Genomic DNA, 15,651 nt, shown 5'->3' on the forward strand with positions numbered 1-15,651 from the left:
ACCGACAACGTCGTCGACAAGGAGTGACATGACCGTCTACGCCAACCCGGGTACCGAAGGTGCCGTGTTCAGCTACGCCCCCCGCTACGACCACTTCATCGGGGGCGAGTACGTCCCGCCCGCGAACGGCCAGTACTTCGAGAACCCGACCCCGGTCACCGGTGCCGTGTTCACCGAGATCGCCCGAGGCACCGCGGCCGACGTGGACCGAGCGGTCGAGGCGGGATGGAAGGCGTTCCCCGCCTGGTCGAAGACGAGCGTCGCCGAGCGCGCGGTGATCCTGGGCCGCATCGCCGACCGCATGGAGGAACACCTCGAGGAGATCGCCGTCGCCGAGAGCTGGGAGAACGGCAAGCCGGTCCGCGAGACCCTGGCCGCCGACATCCCCTTGGCCATCGATCACTTCCGCTACTTCGCGGGGGCGATCCGCGCCCAGGAGGGCGGCATCTCGGAACTCGACCACGACACCGTCGCCTATCACTTCCACGAACCGCTTGGCGTCGTCGGACAGATCATCCCCTGGAACTTCCCGATCCTCATGGCCGTGTGGAAGCTCGCACCGGCGCTCGCCGCAGGCAACTGCGTCGTGCTGAAGCCGGCCGAGCAGACCCCGGCGTCGATCCACCTCATCGTCGACCTCGTGAAGGATCTGCTGCCGGCCGGCGTGCTCAACGTCGTCAACGGCTTCGGCATCGAGGCCGGGGCCCCACTGGCCTCCCACCCGCGGATCCGGAAGATCGCGTTCACCGGCGAGACGACGACCGGGCGCCTGATCATGCAGTACGCGAGCGAGAACCTCATCCCGGTGACGCTGGAGCTCGGCGGCAAGAGCCCGAACGTGTTCTTCGAGGACGTGGCGCGCGAGCACGACCAGTACTACGAGAAGGCGCAGGAGGGATTCAGCATGTTCGCCCTGAACCAGGGCGAGGTCTGCACCTGCCCGAGTCGGGCGCTCGTCCAACGGTCCATCTACGACGGCTTCGTGGGCGACGCGTTGACCCGCATCGGCAGGATCAAGCAGGGCAACCCGCTCGACACGGACACGATGATCGGTGCCCAGGCGTCGAACGACCAGCTCGAGAAGATCCTCTCCTACATGGACATCGGCAGACAGGGCGGAGCGAAGCTGCTCATCGGCGGCGAGCGCGCCGACCTCGGCGGTGAGTTGAGCGGCGGGTTCTACGTCCAGCCGACCGTCTTCGAGGGGACGAACGACATGCGGATCTTCCAGGAGGAGATCTTCGGGCCCGTGCTCGCGCTCACGAGCTTCGCGGACTACGACGAGGCGATCTCCATCGCGAACGACACCCTCTACGGTCTCGGCGCCGGGGTGTGGAGCCGTGAGGCGACGACGCTGTACCGGGCCGGGCGGGCGATCGAGGCGGGACGCGTCTGGTCGAACACCTACCACCAGTACCCGGCGCACGCGGCGTTCGGCGGGTACAAGCAGTCGGGCATCGGCCGGGAGAACCACAAGATGATGCTCGACCACTACCAGCAGACGAAGAACCTGCTCGTGAGCTACGCGGAGGGGCCGATGGGCTTCTTCTGATCGACGTCCCCGGTCCCTGAGCCCCATCCGGTCCCTGAGCTTGTCGAAGGGCGCCCATCGACAGGCTCGGGGACCGGCGGAGGGGCAGGGCCGGGCACACGACACGACGAAGGAGGACACCATGACCGGACGGGTCGACGTCACCGACGCTGCGGCCGCACTAGTGCGGGAGATGACCGCGCTGCACGGACCGCTCATGTTCCATCAGTCCGGCGGCTGCTGCGACGGGAGTTCGCCCATGTGCTACCCCGTCGGGATGTTCCGTACGGGCGCGGTCGACGTCCTGCTCGACACGCTCGACGTGCCCGGGCTCGACGCGCCCGTCGAGGTCTACATGTCGCGTTCCCAGTTCGAGTACTGGAAGTACACGCACCTGACGATCGACGTCGTCCAGGGGCGGGGGAGCGGGTTCAGCGTCGAAGCCCCGACGGGACAGCGCTTCCTCATCCGCTCGCGCATGCTCGACGACGCCGAACTGGAGCGGTTCGGGCTCGTCGACAGCGCGCCGGACTGAGCGCTCGCGACCGAAGCGGCCGATGGCGTAGACTGGGCACACGCCCGTCGGGCGCCCGTGTCCGTCTCGTGCAACGCTCTGTTGCTCCACGACGACCAGTCGGGCCCGGCGCCCGTCTCTTCCGGCCCCTCGGCCGATGAGGCTCTTCGACTGCTCAGGAGGAGCATGCCGCACACCGGCCAGCAACGCCGTTCCCAGGGGCGTTCCAGCACCCGTTCATCTGGCCGCTCGAACCCCAGAGGATCCTCGTCGCGTCACGACGACGACGCGCCGATCATCCCCATCCTCGCCCGCAAGGTGCGCGAGGTCGAGGCGAAGGCGCAGAAGGGCAAGGTCGGGCCGACCAACCGGACCAAGTACCAGGTCATCGCCTTCCTCGTCCGCGAGGAACGTGCCAGGGTCAAAGCCGACACGACCTACAGTGACGCCACGCGGGCCGAGCTCCTGAAGCGCCTCGACGGTGTGGCGACCATCCTCGCCAAGACGGCGGCGCGCGACACCTCGCTCATCCAGCTCCTCGAGGCCGATGCGGCGACGAGCCCCGTCGCGCAGCGGCTCCGGCGCGACTGGCTCCTCGAGTCGGGCGCCGAACTCAGCGCCGACGAACTCATCATCACCATCGAGAAGCCCGTCGTGGAGTCCGTCGTCCCGGCCGAGCTCGCCGAGAAGCAGGTCATCCCGCAGTCGGTGAAGGCACGTCAGTTGGCCAATCCGTTCCTCGCCCCGGACTTCAGCCAGGCGGCACCGCAGCCGACCGTGCGTCGACGACTCGACAGCTGGGAGCTCATGGGCCCCCTGTACAAGGCGTTCGAGCTCGGTTCCGGCGGGGGAGCGGCCTCGATGGACCTACCAGAGGCCCCGAAGCTCGACCGGCTCTCGCCGCGCGGCCTCGAGGTCATGAAGCACCAGGCGCGCTTCGTCGAGAGCGTCCGTGAAGGACACCGCTCGTTCCTGCTCGCCGACGAGCCGGGCCTCGGCAAGACCGCACAGTCGGTCCTCGCCGCCTCGGTCGCCGAGGCGTACCCGCTCCTCGTCATCGTCCCGAACGTCGTCAAGATGAACTGGGCGCGCGAGGTCGAGCGCTGGACGCCGCACCGACGCGCCACGGTCATCCACGGCGACGGCCAGGCGCTCGACGCCTTCGCCGACGTCATCATCGTGAACTACGAGGTCCTCGACCGTCACCTCGCCTGGCTCGGGACGCTCGGCTTCCGCGGCATGGTGGTCGACGAGGCGCACTTCATCAAGAACCTCCACTCCCAGCGCTCGCAGCACGTGCTGTCACTCGCGAACCGGATCCGGAAGGCGACGCCCGGCCAGGACCCGCTGCTGCTCGCGCTCACCGGCACGCCGCTGATCAACGACGTCGAGGACTTCAACGCCATCTGGCAGTTCCTCGGCTGGATCAAGGACGGCAAGCCGACCGCCGAACTTATGGAGCGGCTCGAGGACACCGGCCTGACCCCCGCCGAGCACGCCTTCTACGCCGCCGCGCGGTCCGCCGTCATCGACATGGGCATCGTGCGCCGCAAGAAGCTCGACGTCGCCAAGGACCTGCCCGCCAAGCGCGTCGCCGACCTCCCGGTCGAGCTTGACGACGAGGCGATCCGGTCCATCCGCGACGCCGAGGCCGAGCTCGGGCAACGGCTCAAGTCCCGCTACGTGCGGGTCCTGGAGTCGCGTGATGAGCGCGTCGACGCGCTGCACGAGCCGAACACCGACCTCATGCGCATGGTCGCCCAGGCCGAGCTCGACGAGTCCAAGGCCGCCGGTGGCACGGAGAACGTGTTCACCATGATCCGCAAGATCGGTCAGGCCAAGGCCGTCCTCGCCGCCGACTACACGGCGCAGCTCGCGCGGTCCGTGGGCAAGGTCGTGTTCTTCGCGAAGCACATCGACGTCATGAACGCGGCCGAACAGTTGTTCGCGGGTCGCGGCTTGAAGACGGTGTCGCTCCGCGGCGACCAGACCGCGCAGGCGCGTCAGGCCGCGATCGACGCCTTCAACACCGATCCGGAGGTCGCGGTCGCAGTCTGTTCGCTCACCGCCGCCGGCGTCGGCGTCAACCTGCAGGCCGCGTCGAACGTCGTGCTCGCCGAGTTGTCCTGGACGGCCGCCGAGCAGACCCAGGCGATCGACCGCGTGCACCGCATCGGTCAGGAGGAGCCGGTCACCGCCTGGCGGATCATCGCCGCGCACACGATCGACGCGAAGGTCGCGGAACTCATCGACAGCAAGCAGGGCCTGGCCGCTCGCGCGCTCGACGGCAGCGACCAGGACGTCGCATCGGTCGACTCGGTGCAGCTGAACGCCCTCGTCCACCTGCTCCGCGAGGCGCTGGGGGCCTGACGACCGATACGTCCGACCGGATGACCACGGGTCGCCCGGCCGGACGTCGTCGGCGGGTCAGACGCCGAGAGCCGCCTTCACCTGCGCGAGCGACGGGTTCGTCGCGGTCGAGCGGTCGGGGAAGATCACCGTCGGGACCGTCTGGTTGCCGCCGTTCAGCGAGGCGACGAGGTCGGCGGTGCCCGGGACCTGCTCGATGTCGACCTCGGTGAACGGGATGCCGGCTGCGGACAGCTGGTGCTTCAGTCGGGCGCAGTACCCGCACCAGGTCGTGGAGAACATCGTGATGCCGCCATCGGCGGGCAGGTAGTCGTCGGCACTCATCCCAGCAGCCTAACCCCGGTGGACGAGGCACCGACCCTCTGGGCCGGAGGACCACCGGCGCCGGATGAAGCACCGTCGGCGAGACGGTATTGTCGGGGATGACTCCCGGCACCTGAGGTGCCCCGATCCCCATGAGGACTGTTGATATGAGAATTGGTGTGCTCACGAGCGGCGGCGACTGCCCCGGCCTGAACGCGGTCATCCGAGGAGCGGTCCTCAAGGGGACGAAGATCCACAACCAGGAGTTCATCGGCATCCGCGACGGGTGGCGAGGAGTCGTCGAGGGCCTGACGATGCCGCTCGACCGCCACAGTGTGCGCGGTCTCGCCAAGCAGGGTGGCACCATCCTCGGCACGAGCCGGACCAACCCGTTCGAAGGACCCCACGGCGGCCCGGAGAACGTCCAGCACACCATGGACCGGCTCGGCATCGACGCGCTCATCGCCATCGGCGGCGAGGGCACGCTCGCCGCGGCGAAGCGTCTGACCGACGCCGGCCTCAAGATCGTCGGCGTCCCGAAGACGATCGACAACGACCTCGACGCCACCGACTACTCCTTCGGCTTCGACACCGCCGTAGAGATCGCGACCGAGGCCATCGACCGCCTCCGGACGACCGGCGAGTCGCACAAGCGGTGCATGGTCATCGAGGTCATGGGCCGGCACGTCGGCTGGATCGCCCTGCACGCCGGTATGGCGGCGGGTGCCCACGCCATTCTCATCCCGGAACAGCCGCAGTCGATCGAGCAGATCTGCGAGTGGGCGGACAGCGTCTACCAGCGCGGTCGCGCCCCGATCATCGTGGTGTCAGAGGGCTTCACGCTCGACACCATGGAGACCGCGCACTCCGAGAAGGGACTCGACGCGTTCAACCGTCCCCGTCTCGGCGGCATCGCCGACGTGCTGGCACCCGAGATCGAGCGCCGGACGGGCATCGAGTCGCGCGCGACCGTGCTCGGCCACCTGCAGCGCGGTGGCGTTCCGAGCGCCTACGACCGCGTGCTCGCCACCCGCCTCGGCATGGCCGCCATCGACTCCGTCATGGCCGGCGATTGGGGCACGATGATCGCCCTCCGAGGCACCGAACTCGTCAACTGCCGCTTCGAAGAGGCGCTCGGCAAGCTGAAGACCGTGCCGCAGGAGCGCTACGACGAAGCGGCGATCCTCTTCGGCTAGACACCCGCCGCACCGACGACGCCCTGCTCCCGACGGAGCAGGGCGTCGTCGCTTCGGATCAGGCCGGATCGGTGTCCGTGAGTCCGAGCACGTCGAGTAGCCAGGCGAGCTCCTCGGCGCGCTCACGCCACGCGTTGTACCGACCGCTCACCCCACCGTGCCCGGCGCTCATCTCGATCTTCATCAGTGCCGGCGCTCCGGCGTCCCGCAGGCGGGCCACCCACTTCGCGGGTTCCACGTACAGGACGCGGGTGTCGTTGAGACTCGTCGTCGCGAGGATGCGCGGGTAGCGCTTCTCCGGGTCGACGTTCTCGTAAGGACTGTAGGCCTTCATGTACGCGTAGACCTCGGGGTCGTGGAGCGGATCGCCCCACTCGTCCCATTCGATGACCGTCAGGGGGAGCGACGGGTCGAGGATGCTCGTCAGCGCGTCGACGAACGGGACGCCGGCGAGGATGCCCGCGAAGCGGTCGGGAGCACGGTTCGCCACGGCGCCCATGAGGAGGCCGCCTGCGCTGCCGCCCTCGGCGACGAGGCGGGCAGGCGTCGTCCAGCCCTCGCGGATGAGGTGGTCGGCCACGTCGACGAAGTCGCTGAAGCTGTTCTGCTTGTGGAGCTTCTTGCCGTCCTCGTACCAGCGGCGCCCGAGTTCACCGCCGCCGCGCACATGGGCGATCGCGAAGGTCACGCCGCGGTCGAGCATCGACAGTCTCGCGATCGAGAAGGACGGGTCCATGCTGGCCTCGTACGAGCCGTACCCGTAGAGGTGGAGCGGCCCGGGCCCCTCGACACCGACCCGGCGCACGATGGAGATCGGTACCCGGGTCCCGTCCACGGCCGTCGCCCACTCCCGGAACTGCTCGTAATCCGCCGGGTCGTACTCGCCGAGGACCGGCTGCTGCTTGCGCACGAAGCGTTCGCCGGACCGGAGGTCGAGTTCGAGCACGGTGGACGGCGTCACGAGGGACCCGTATCCGAACCGGAGCATCGGTTGAGCCCATTCACCGTTGCCGTGCCAGCCGACGGTGGACAGCGGTTCGTCGAAGACGATCTCGTCGATGTCGCCACTCGTCGGATCGAGCAGGCCGATGCGGGTCAGGCCGTCGCGCCGGTAGGAGACGGTGGTCACGGCCTCGAACGCCTCGACGTCCTCGAGCCGGCGCTCGCTGCTGTGCGCGACGACGACCCGCGCCGTGCCGAGCGGATCCGACAGCGGCACCTCCACGAGCTCGAAGTCCGGCGCGTCCCGGTTGTGCAGGATGAGCAACCGGTCTGCGCCGTCGGCCACCCGGTGTTCGACGCTGTACTCGACGCCGTCGGTCCGCGGCCAGACGATCCGCGCCTCCTCGGACAGTGCGTCGGCGGAGACGAGACGGGTCTCGCTCGTGACCGAGGAGCCTGCCTCGATCAGGAGCAGCGCGCGGCTGCGGGTGAATCCGGCGCCGACCCAGAACCGCTCGTCGGGCTCGTGGAAGAGGACCGTGTCGTCGTCCTGGGACGTCCCCACCCGGTGCAGGTGCACGGTGTCGGGGCGCCAGCTCTCGTCGACCGTCGTGTAGACGATGGCGGTGCCGTCGGGGGAGAACTCCGCCCCGCCCGCGGTCCCGAGGAGCTCGTCATCGAGGTCGACGCCACTCGCGAGGTCCCGGACACGGACGGTGTACCGCTCGTCGCCTTCGACGTCGACGCCGTAGAGCAGTCGCGTGCCGTCGTCCGACACGTCGAAGCTGCCGAGGGAGAAGAACTCGTGGCCCTCCGCCTCGACGTTGGCGTCGAGGATGATCTGCTCGCCGGGGGCCGCGCCGCCCTCGGGCAGGGTCGGCGGCGTCCAGTCCTCCGGGTCGGCGACCGGGATGCGGCACTGGATGCCGTACTGGCGGCCTTCGACACTGCGGCCGTAGTACCACCATGCACCGGACCGGGTCGGGACCGAGAGGTCGGTCTCGAGCGTGCGACGCTTGATCTCCTGGAAGATGCGCTCGCGCAGTCCGGCCAGATGCGCCGTCTCCTGTTCGGTGTAGGCGTTCTCCGCCTCCAGGTGCGCGATCACCTCCGGCGACTCCTTCTCGCGGAGCCACTCGTACGGGTCGATCACGGTGTCGCCGTGGTGGGTGCGTTCGGTCGGTCGGGTCTGGGCACGGGGGGCAGAGAGCTTCGCCATGGTCCAACGCTAGTCGAGGCGCGCCCTCCCAGCCCGCTCGGAGCCATCCGAGGGCCGCCGGGTCTAGCGTGGGGTGATGACGACCATCCCAACATTCGCGCTCAACGACGGTTCGAGCGTCCCCGCGATCGGTTTCGGCACGTACCCCCTGCGGGGCCGCGAGGGCACCGACGCCACGCTGTCCGCCATCGACGCGGGCTATCGACTGATCGACACCGCCGTGAACTACCGCAACGAGGACGCCGTCGGCGCAGCGGTCCGCGAGACCGACGTGTCCCGTGACGAACTCGTCGTCGCGACGAAGCTGCCCGGCCGCGACCACGGTTTCGAGGAGACCATCACCTCGTGCCGCGGATCCCTGGCCTCGCTCGGCCTCGACCACATCGACCTGTACCTCATCCACTGGCCGAACCCCTCCGTCGGCCGCTTCGTCGAGTCGTGGAAGGCCATGATCCAGCTGCAGCGCGAGGGCCTCGTCCGCAGCATCGGCGTCTCGAACTTCACCGAGGAGTTCCTGACCCGCCTCGTCGACGAGACGGGTGTGCTGCCGGCCGTCAACCAGGTCGAGTTGCACCCGTACTTCCCCCAGGAGGAACTCCTCGCGTTCCACCGCGAACACGGTGTCCTCACCGAGGCCTGGAGCCCGCTCGGCAAGGCGCAGGCACCGTTCGCCGAGGAGCCCGTCGCAGCGGCCGCCGCGGCGCACGACGTCTCGCCGGCGCAGGTCGTCCTCCGCTGGCACCACCAGCGCGGCGTGCTCCCCATCCCGAAGTCCGCGTCCCCGGAACGCCAGCGCACGAACATCGACGTCTTCGACTTCGCACTCAGCGACACCGAGGTGCAGGCGATCACCGCACTCGGGCGGACGGACGGCAGGCTCTTCGACGGCGACCCCAACACCCACGAGGAGATGTGAGTGCCGGCGGGCGCGTCCGCGCGCCCGCCGGCACCCCTCCTAGACTTGGCCGGGTGAAGCCCAGACGTCGTCGCCTGTCCCCGGTCCGTGCCCGCTCGTCGCGGGTGCTCCTCGTCGCCCTCGCCCTGGCGGTCGGTGCACCACTCGTCGCGACCCTCGCGAGCACGCCGCCCGCCGCGGCCGACGCTCGGACCGACGTCTCCGACTTCACCTTCTCGTCCTTCGACGGCGACTACACCCTGAGCCGTGGCGGCGACGGTCAGGCCGAGCTGCGCGCGGTCGAGACCTTCGTCGCGGAGTTCCCCCAGTCCGACCAGAACAAGGGCATCATCCGAGCGATCCCCGACGAGTTCGACCGGGCACCGCTGCACACGGAGATCGTCTCGGTGACCGACGCCGACGGTGCGCCCGTGGAGTGGGAGACCGACCGCGACGGCGACTTCCTCGAGCTGTCGCTCGGAACGGACGACTACGTGCGCGGCACGCAGAGCTACGTGATCACCTACACGCAGCGCGGCGTCGTCGGCGCCTATCGCGACACACGCTCCGACGAGTTCTACTGGGACGCGCCCGGGACCGGTTGGGATCAGCCGTTCGCCGACGCCAGCATGACGGTGCGGGTCGCCCCCGACATCGCTGACGCGCTCACCGGCGACGGTGCCTGCTACCGGGGGGATCCGGACGACAGCTCGCCGTGCGATCTCGCCCAGGCGGAGGACGCCGACGGAGACGTCTTCACGACCGCATCCGTCCCGCTGCAGGCCCACCAGACGCTGACGGTCGCGATCGGGTTCGAACCGGGCACCTTCGTCCAACCGGCCCGCCCCGGCGAGGCACCGGTGTTCTCCATCGTCCCGATCGCCCTCGGCGCGCTGTCGGCCGCGGGGCTCGGGGCGCTCCTGTGGATCCGACTGCGCTTCTGGCGGGACCACCCCGGTCGTGGCGTCATCGTGCCGCAGTACTCCGTCCCGAAGCGGATGAACCTCCTCCTGGCGGGCGACCTCGCCGGACGCGCCTCTTCGTCGATGGCAGCCGAGATCGTCAGCCTCGCCGTCCGCGGCAAGCTCCGGATCGTGGACGGACCGGGCAAGAAGGACTACTCCCTGCAGTACCTCGACGACAGCGCGACCGATGAGCAGGAACGGCGCGTGCTCGCCGCGCTCTTCCCCGACCGGAACCGACCGCGGGAGATGAAGCAGGTCGACCCGGAGCTCGGCAAGGCGGTCACCGCGGAACTCGCGGCCGCCAAGCGGAACGCCCTCGACCTCGGCCTCCGACGCTCGGTCTCCTCCGGGCGGGCGTGGATCATCGTGGGGGCGCTCGCCGTCCTGGGCGTCGCCGGGATCGTCTTCTTCGGGGTCGCCTACTCCCAGCGAGCGGACAACGGCTGGTCGGTCGCTGCGCTCTTCGTGACCGGGATCGCGCTGCTCGCCGGGATCGTGTCGGCCATCGCGCCGAAACCGCTCACCGCCACCGGTGCCGATGCGCGGGACGAGTTGCTCGGCCTCCGCGACTACCTCGCGCTGGCGGAGCAGGACCGCTTCCGCATGTTGCAGAGCCCCGACGGTGCCGAACGGGTGGACCTCGGCGACCCCGGCCAGCTCGTCCGGGTCACCGAACGACTCCTGCCCTTCGCCGTGCTCTGGGGCGTGGAGCGCGAGTGGGCGAAGGAGCTGGGCATCCGCTACGAGCAGGCCGGGAGCGCGCCGTCGTGGTACGCCTCGAACACCCCGTTCCAGGCGGCGATGTTCGCGAACGCGTTCTCCGGCTTCTCCGGATCGGCCTCGAGTACGTCGGCGTCCTGGTCCACCAGTGGGGGAGCGAGCTCGTCCGGCGGCTCGACGGGCGGCGGCTTCGCGGGCGGCGGCGGAGGCGGCGGAGGCGGCGGCGGGCGCTGATCGGCGTCGAGTTGACCTCGACCGGGCAGGGTGTAAGGATCGTGTACGGCGGGTGAACCGCCCGTATCCAGCACGTGAATTCCCCCCAAACATCTCGTCGGGGAGCACTGTGTCCGTATTCGCTCCGCCTCGAGAAAGACACCAGTGGAACTCGTTACCCTGACTGTCGTGCTGGTCATCGCACTGGCACTGTTCTTCGACTTCACGAACGGGTTCCACGACACGGCGAACGCCATGGCGACCCCGATCGCCACGGGCGCCCTCAAGCCGAAGACCGCCGTCCTGCTCGCCGCGATCCTCAACCTCGTCGGTGCGTTCCTGTCCACGGAGGTCGCGAAGACCATCTCGGGCGGGCTCATCCGGGAGGGCGAGGGCGGCATCCGGATCGGACCGGAGCTGATCTTCGCCGGACTCATCGGCGCGATCGTCTGGAACATGCTGACCTGGCTCCTCGGTCTGCCGTCGTCCTCCAGTCACGCCCTGTTCGGTGGACTCATCGGCGCGGCGATCGTCGGCGCCGGCTTCAGCTCGATCGACTTCGGTGTGGTCCTCTCCAAGGTCATCCTCCCGGCATTGATCGCCCCCGTCACGGCCGGCGTGGTCGCCTATTCGGCGACGAAGCTCGCCTACCGGATCACGCGGCGGTACGACGGCAAGCCCGACGGTCGCGACGGGTTCCGATACGCGCAGATCTTCTCCTCGTCCCTCGTCGCCCTCGCGCACGGCACGAACGACGCACAGAAGACCATGGGCGTCATCACCCTCACCTTCATCGCGGTCGGCGTGCAGGCGGTCGGCACCGGCCCCGAACTCTGGGTCATCGTCGTCTGCGCCCTCGCCATCGCGCTCGGCACCTACATGGGCGGCTGGCGGATCATCAAGACCATCGGCACCGGGCTCACCGACGTCAAGCCGGCACAGGGCTTCGCGGCCGAGACGAGCACCGCCGCCACGATCCTCGCCTCGAGCCACCTCGGCTTCGCCCTCTCCACCACGCAGGTCGCCTCCGGGTCCGTCATCGGCTCCGGCCTCGGGCGACGCGGATCGAAGGTCCGCTGGGGGACCGCCGGGCGGATCGCCCTCGGTTGGTTGATGACCCTTCCCGCGGCCGGCATCGTCGGGGCACTCGCCGCCGCCGTCGCCCACCTCGGTCTCGTCGGCATCATCATCGACGCCGTGGTGGGGGTCGGCGTCATCCTCACCATCTTCCTCATCTCGCGCCGGAACCAGGTCGACCACAGCAACGTCGTCAGTGAGGTCGCCGATTCCGGTCGCGCGGTCAAGATCAAGCGCAACCCCAAGCCCAAGAAGGTGAAGAAGTGATCGACTGGGCAGCATTCCTGATCGTCTTCGCGACGTCGCTCGTCGGCGCGACCGCGATCGTCAGCCTGTACTCCCTCGGGCTCCGGCTCCTGACCACCGCCGGGCGCGTGCCCGTGGTGGCGCCGGCCGAGTTCACCGACGCGATCACGGTCATCACGCCGGAGGAGGCCGCGAAGGCGGCGAAGCGCGCTGCGAAGGCCGCTCGGAAGAACCCGTTGACCCCAGCCCAGCAGAACCTGGCCCGCGCCGGTGCCTACGTCTGCTTCGCCCTGTGTGCGGGGGCGGTCCTCTTCGGCATCTACCTGATCGTGCCCTTCTTCCACCAGGGCTGACCCCTGGGGTTCGCCAGCGCACCGCGCTGACGCGAGCGCGGGCCACCGGTCCGGGCCCGGTGCGTGTGGGTGCGCCGGCGCGGTGCGCTGGCGTGAAACGCACCTACCCGGCGTGACCGCTGGTCACACACGTGAGCGCGGGGCTCCAGAGACCCGCGCTCACGCGTACGACCCGCGCTGGCGCCAGCGCACCGCGCTGACGCCCCGCACCGGACGGGTCAGGCGGTCTTCCGCCAGCGACCGATGGTCGACATCACGTGGTAGATGACGATCGCGGCGATCGTGCCGAGCGCGATCCCGTTGAAACTGACGTCACCACCCGCCACCCAGGTGAAGTCGGCGATGCCGATGATGAGGGCCGTCGCCGCGGTGAACTGGTTGACGGGCTTCGAGAAGTCGACCTTGTTGTCGAGCCAGATCTTCACGCCGATGATGCCGATGAGTCCGTACAGGGCCGTCGTGACGCCGCCGAGGACGCCCGCCGGGATGGTGTTGATGACCGCACCGACCTTGGGGGAGAGGCCGAGGAGGACCGCGAACAGACCGGCGACCCAGTAGGCCGCCGTGGAGTAGACCCGTGTCGCCGCCATGACGCCGATGTTCTCGCCGTAGGTCGTCGTGCCCGAACCGCCGCCGAAGCCGGCCAGCATCGTCGCGAGCCCGTCGGACAGGAGTGCGCGACCGGTCTGCTTGTTCACGGAGGCGTCGGTCATCTGTGCGACGCCGCGGATGTGGCCGACGTTCTCGGCGATGAGGACGAGCACGACGGGGAGGAACGCCGGGAGGACCGCCCAGACCGCCGGGTTCGAGATCGGGTTGTCCGCGAGGTGGAACTCGGGGAGCCCGACCCATGCGGCGTCCGCGATCTTCGAGAAGTCGATCTCCTGGCGGATCGCCGCGACGATGTACCCGACCACGACACCGATGACGATCGACAGTCGACCGAGGATCCCTCGGAACACCACGGTCGAGAGGATGACGGCCGCGAGCGTCACGAGGGCGGTGATCGGAGCCGCCACGAAGTTGTTCTTCGCGGCGGGGGCGAGGTTGAACCCGATGAGTGCGACGATGGCACCGGCGACGACCGGCGGCATGAGTGCATCGATCCACCCGGTTCCCGTGACCTGCACGACGACGCCGACGAGCGCCAGGAGGAGGCCCACCGCGAGGATGCCGAAGAGGGCGCTGCCCATGCCCTGGCTCGCGACCGCGGCGGAGATGGGGGCGATGAAGGCGAACGACGAGCCCAGGTAGCTCGGCACGCGGTTCTTGGTGATGACGAGGAACAGGAGAGTGCCGACGCCCGAGAAGAACAGCGTCGTGGTGGGCGGGAACCCGGTCAGCACCGGGACGAGGAACGTGGCACCGAACATCGCGACGACGTGCTGCATGCCGAGGCCGATGGTCCGCGGCCAGGTGAGGCGTTCACCGGGGCCGACGATCGCGTGGGTCGGGACGTGCTTGCCGTCGCCGTGCAGAGTCCAGGGCAGCGCCATGTGAGCTCGATTCCGTGAGGAGGGTGCCGATTAAGGGGTCCAGCCGATCGTAGCGGCACCCTCGCATCCCGGTCGTCGCGGGGCGGTCCGCCGTGCCGGTACGCTGGTTGCTTCGATGCAGACCCAGGAGGTCCAGTGACCACGACGCCCACCGCTCCGCGCTCGTTCCGAGAGCGTCTCGACGGTTTCTTCGAGATCAGCAAGCGCGGCTCGACCGTCGGAGGCGAGGTGCGCGGCGGGCTCGTGACCTTCGTCGCGATGGCCTACATCGTCATCCTCAACCCGATCATCCTGAGCGGCTCGGCCGACGTCACCGGTGGCGAACTCGGCTTCGCCCAGGTCGCGGCCGTGACGGCGCTGACCGCCGGTGTCATGACGATCCTCTTCGGACTCGTCGCACGCCTGCCGTTCGCCTTCGCGGCGGGTCTCGGCATCAACTCGTTCCTCGCCGTGAGCGTCGTCGGTCAGGTCACCTGGGCCGAGGCGATGGGGCTCGTCGTCATCAACGGTCTGATCATCGTCCTCCTCGCGGCGACCGGCCTCCGCGCCATGATCTTCAATGCGGTGCCCATCCAGCTGAAGATCGCGATCACCGTGGGCATCGGTCTCTTCATCGCGTTCATCGGCTTCGTCGACGCCGGTTTCGTCCGGTCGACGGGCGCCGGTTCGCCGCCGGTCGGGCTCGGGATCGAGGGCTCGGTCGCCACGGTGCCGACCGCCGTCTTCGTGATCTCCCTGCTGCTCACGGGCGTGCTCGTCGCGCGCAAGATCAAGGGTGCCCTGCTCATCGGCATCGTCGCCTCCACGATCATCGCCATCATCGCCGAGGCGATCTTCAAGGTCGGTGCCTCGAACGGCGGGGAGAACGCCGGTGGCTGGAACCTGAGCGTCCCGACCCTGCCCACGCAGGTCGTCGGGGTCCCCGACCTCAGCCTGCTCGGCCAGGTGAGCTTCGGCGGCTTCGAGCGCATCGGCGTCCTCGCCGCGCTCATGCTCGTCTTCACCCTCGTGTTCACGAACTTCTTCGACGCCATGGGCACGATGACCGGGCTCTCGAAGGAGGCCGGCGTGGCGGACGCCAAGGGTGACTTCCCGCGTCTCCGCTCGGCGCTCATCGTCGAGGGTGTCGGCGCGGTGGCGGGTGGCGCGACCTCGTCTTCCTCCTCGACCGTCTTCATCGAATCCGGCGCGGGCATCGGTGAAGGGGCACGGACCGGCCTCGCGAACCTCGTGACCGGCGCGCTGTTCCTGCTCGCCATGTTCTTCACGCCGCTCACGCAGATCGTGCCCTCCGAGGTCGCCGCCGCCGCGCTCGTCATCGTCGGGACGCTCATGATGTCGCAGATCAAGGACATCGTCTGGACCGAGTTCTCGGTCGCGCTCCCGGTGTTCCTGACGGTCGTCGTCATGCCGCTGACGTACTCGATCGCCAACGGCATCGGCGCCGGCTTCATCGCCTGGGTCGTGCTCCGCTCCCTGTCCGGGAAGGCGCGCGAGATCAGCCCGCTGCTGTGGGTCGTCGCAGCCGGGTTCCTCGTCTTCTTCGCCCGCGGACCCATCGAGCAGCTCCTCGGCGTCGCGTCCTGACCGGACCGTCGGCCGTCCGCGGAC

The 15,651-nt window shown here is 69.2% G+C and carries 12 protein-coding genes; 9 read left to right on the forward strand and 3 right to left on the reverse strand.

Annotation, left to right across the window (positions count from 1 at the left end):
- Positions 1 to 28: 28 nt before the first annotated feature.
- The 3 genes from exaC (at position 29) to QRN44_RS15385 (ending at position 4,415) form a co-directional block, all read left to right on the forward strand.
- Positions 29 to 1,552: an acetaldehyde dehydrogenase ExaC gene (exaC, locus tag QRN44_RS15375; RefSeq protein WP_121291772.1), complete on the forward strand. Its 1,524-nt coding sequence runs from the start codon at positions 29 to 31 to the stop codon at positions 1,550 to 1,552.
- 121 nt (positions 1,553 to 1,673) lie between these two features.
- A complete protein-coding gene (locus tag QRN44_RS15380; RefSeq protein WP_079707135.1) occupies positions 1,674 to 2,066 on the forward strand; it encodes a DUF779 domain-containing protein in 393 nt (130 codons plus the stop codon).
- Positions 2,067 to 2,231: 165 nt separating this feature from the next.
- The gene (locus QRN44_RS15385) at positions 2,232 to 4,415 is read left to right on the forward strand and encodes a DEAD/DEAH box helicase (RefSeq protein WP_285039561.1); all 2,184 of its coding nucleotides are present in this window, start codon (positions 2,232 to 2,234) and stop codon (positions 4,413 to 4,415) included.
- A gap of 57 nt (positions 4,416 to 4,472) precedes the next feature.
- Here QRN44_RS15385 and QRN44_RS15390 read toward each other — a convergent pair whose 3' ends face one another.
- Entirely contained in the window at positions 4,473 to 4,739 is a 267-nt protein-coding gene (locus QRN44_RS15390; protein WP_064294490.1) for a mycoredoxin, read from the reverse strand.
- Between the two features lie 146 nt (positions 4,740 to 4,885).
- Here QRN44_RS15390 and QRN44_RS15395 point away from each other — a divergent pair, with 146 nt between their 5' ends.
- Entirely contained in the window at positions 4,886 to 5,914 is a 1,029-nt protein-coding gene (locus QRN44_RS15395) for a 6-phosphofructokinase (RefSeq protein WP_064294489.1), read from the forward strand.
- 58 nt (positions 5,915 to 5,972) lie between these two features.
- Here QRN44_RS15395 and QRN44_RS15400 read toward each other — a convergent pair whose 3' ends face one another.
- The gene (locus QRN44_RS15400) at positions 5,973 to 8,075 is read right to left on the reverse strand and encodes a S9 family peptidase (RefSeq protein ID WP_121291771.1); all 2,103 of its coding nucleotides are present in this window, start codon (positions 8,073 to 8,075) and stop codon (positions 5,973 to 5,975) included.
- A 76-nt stretch (positions 8,076 to 8,151) separates the two neighbouring features.
- Here QRN44_RS15400 and QRN44_RS15405 point away from each other — a divergent pair, with 76 nt between their 5' ends.
- From QRN44_RS15405 to QRN44_RS15420, 4 genes are all read left to right on the forward strand, one after another.
- Positions 8,152 to 8,991 carry an aldo/keto reductase gene (locus QRN44_RS15405; protein ID WP_285039562.1) on the forward strand — a complete coding sequence of 280 codons (840 nt, stop codon included), beginning with the start codon at positions 8,152 to 8,154 and terminating at the stop codon, positions 8,989 to 8,991.
- 53 nt (positions 8,992 to 9,044) lie between these two features.
- Positions 9,045 to 10,889, forward strand: a complete 1,845-nt coding sequence (locus QRN44_RS15410) for a DUF2207 domain-containing protein (protein WP_285039563.1) — start codon at positions 9,045 to 9,047, stop codon at positions 10,887 to 10,889.
- 144 nt (positions 10,890 to 11,033) lie between these two features.
- Complete coding sequence (locus QRN44_RS15415; RefSeq protein ID WP_285039564.1) at positions 11,034 to 12,212, forward strand: inorganic phosphate transporter; 1,179 nt, start codon at positions 11,034 to 11,036, stop codon at positions 12,210 to 12,212.
- A complete protein-coding gene (locus QRN44_RS15420) occupies positions 12,209 to 12,544 on the forward strand; it encodes a peptidase (protein ID WP_079002713.1) in 336 nt (111 codons plus the stop codon). The genes QRN44_RS15415 and QRN44_RS15420 overlap by 4 nt, the downstream gene beginning before the upstream one ends.
- Before the next feature lie 218 nt (positions 12,545 to 12,762).
- Here QRN44_RS15420 and QRN44_RS15425 read toward each other — a convergent pair whose 3' ends face one another.
- Entirely contained in the window at positions 12,763 to 14,040 is a 1,278-nt protein-coding gene (locus QRN44_RS15425; RefSeq protein ID WP_079002712.1) for a uracil-xanthine permease family protein, read from the reverse strand.
- A gap of 135 nt (positions 14,041 to 14,175) precedes the next feature.
- Between QRN44_RS15425 and QRN44_RS15430 the strand changes: the two genes are divergently transcribed.
- A complete protein-coding gene (locus tag QRN44_RS15430; RefSeq protein ID WP_064294483.1) occupies positions 14,176 to 15,627 on the forward strand; it encodes an NCS2 family permease in 1,452 nt (483 codons plus the stop codon).
- The last annotated feature ends 24 nt before the right edge of the window (positions 15,628 to 15,651 follow it).

The organism is Plantibacter sp. lyk4-40-MEA-4, from assembly GCF_030209415.1.
Lineage (GTDB): Bacteria > Actinomycetota > Actinomycetes > Actinomycetales > Microbacteriaceae > Plantibacter > Plantibacter flavus_A.

Excerpts from the sequence above, each read along its gene's own strand:
- exaC (WP_121291772.1), top strand. The coding sequence starts at position 29 with ATGACCGTCTACGCCAACCCGGGTACCGAAGGTGCCGTGTTCAGCTAC.
- QRN44_RS15380 (WP_079707135.1), top strand. The coding sequence starts at position 1,674 with ATGACCGGACGGGTCGACGTCACCGACGCTGCGGCCGCACTAGTGCGG.
- QRN44_RS15385 (WP_285039561.1), top strand. The coding sequence starts at position 2,232 with ATGCCGCACACCGGCCAGCAACGCCGTTCCCAGGGGCGTTCCAGCACC.
- QRN44_RS15390 (WP_064294490.1), bottom strand. The coding sequence starts at position 4,739 with ATGAGTGCCGACGACTACCTGCCCGCCGATGGCGGCATCACGATGTTC.
- QRN44_RS15395 (WP_064294489.1), top strand. The coding sequence starts at position 4,886 with ATGAGAATTGGTGTGCTCACGAGCGGCGGCGACTGCCCCGGCCTGAAC.
- QRN44_RS15400 (WP_121291771.1), bottom strand. The coding sequence starts at position 8,075 with ATGGCGAAGCTCTCTGCCCCCCGTGCCCAGACCCGACCGACCGAACGC.
- QRN44_RS15405 (WP_285039562.1), top strand. The coding sequence starts at position 8,152 with ATGACGACCATCCCAACATTCGCGCTCAACGACGGTTCGAGCGTCCCC.
- QRN44_RS15425 (WP_079002712.1), bottom strand. The coding sequence starts at position 14,040 with ATGGCGCTGCCCTGGACTCTGCACGGCGACGGCAAGCACGTCCCGACC.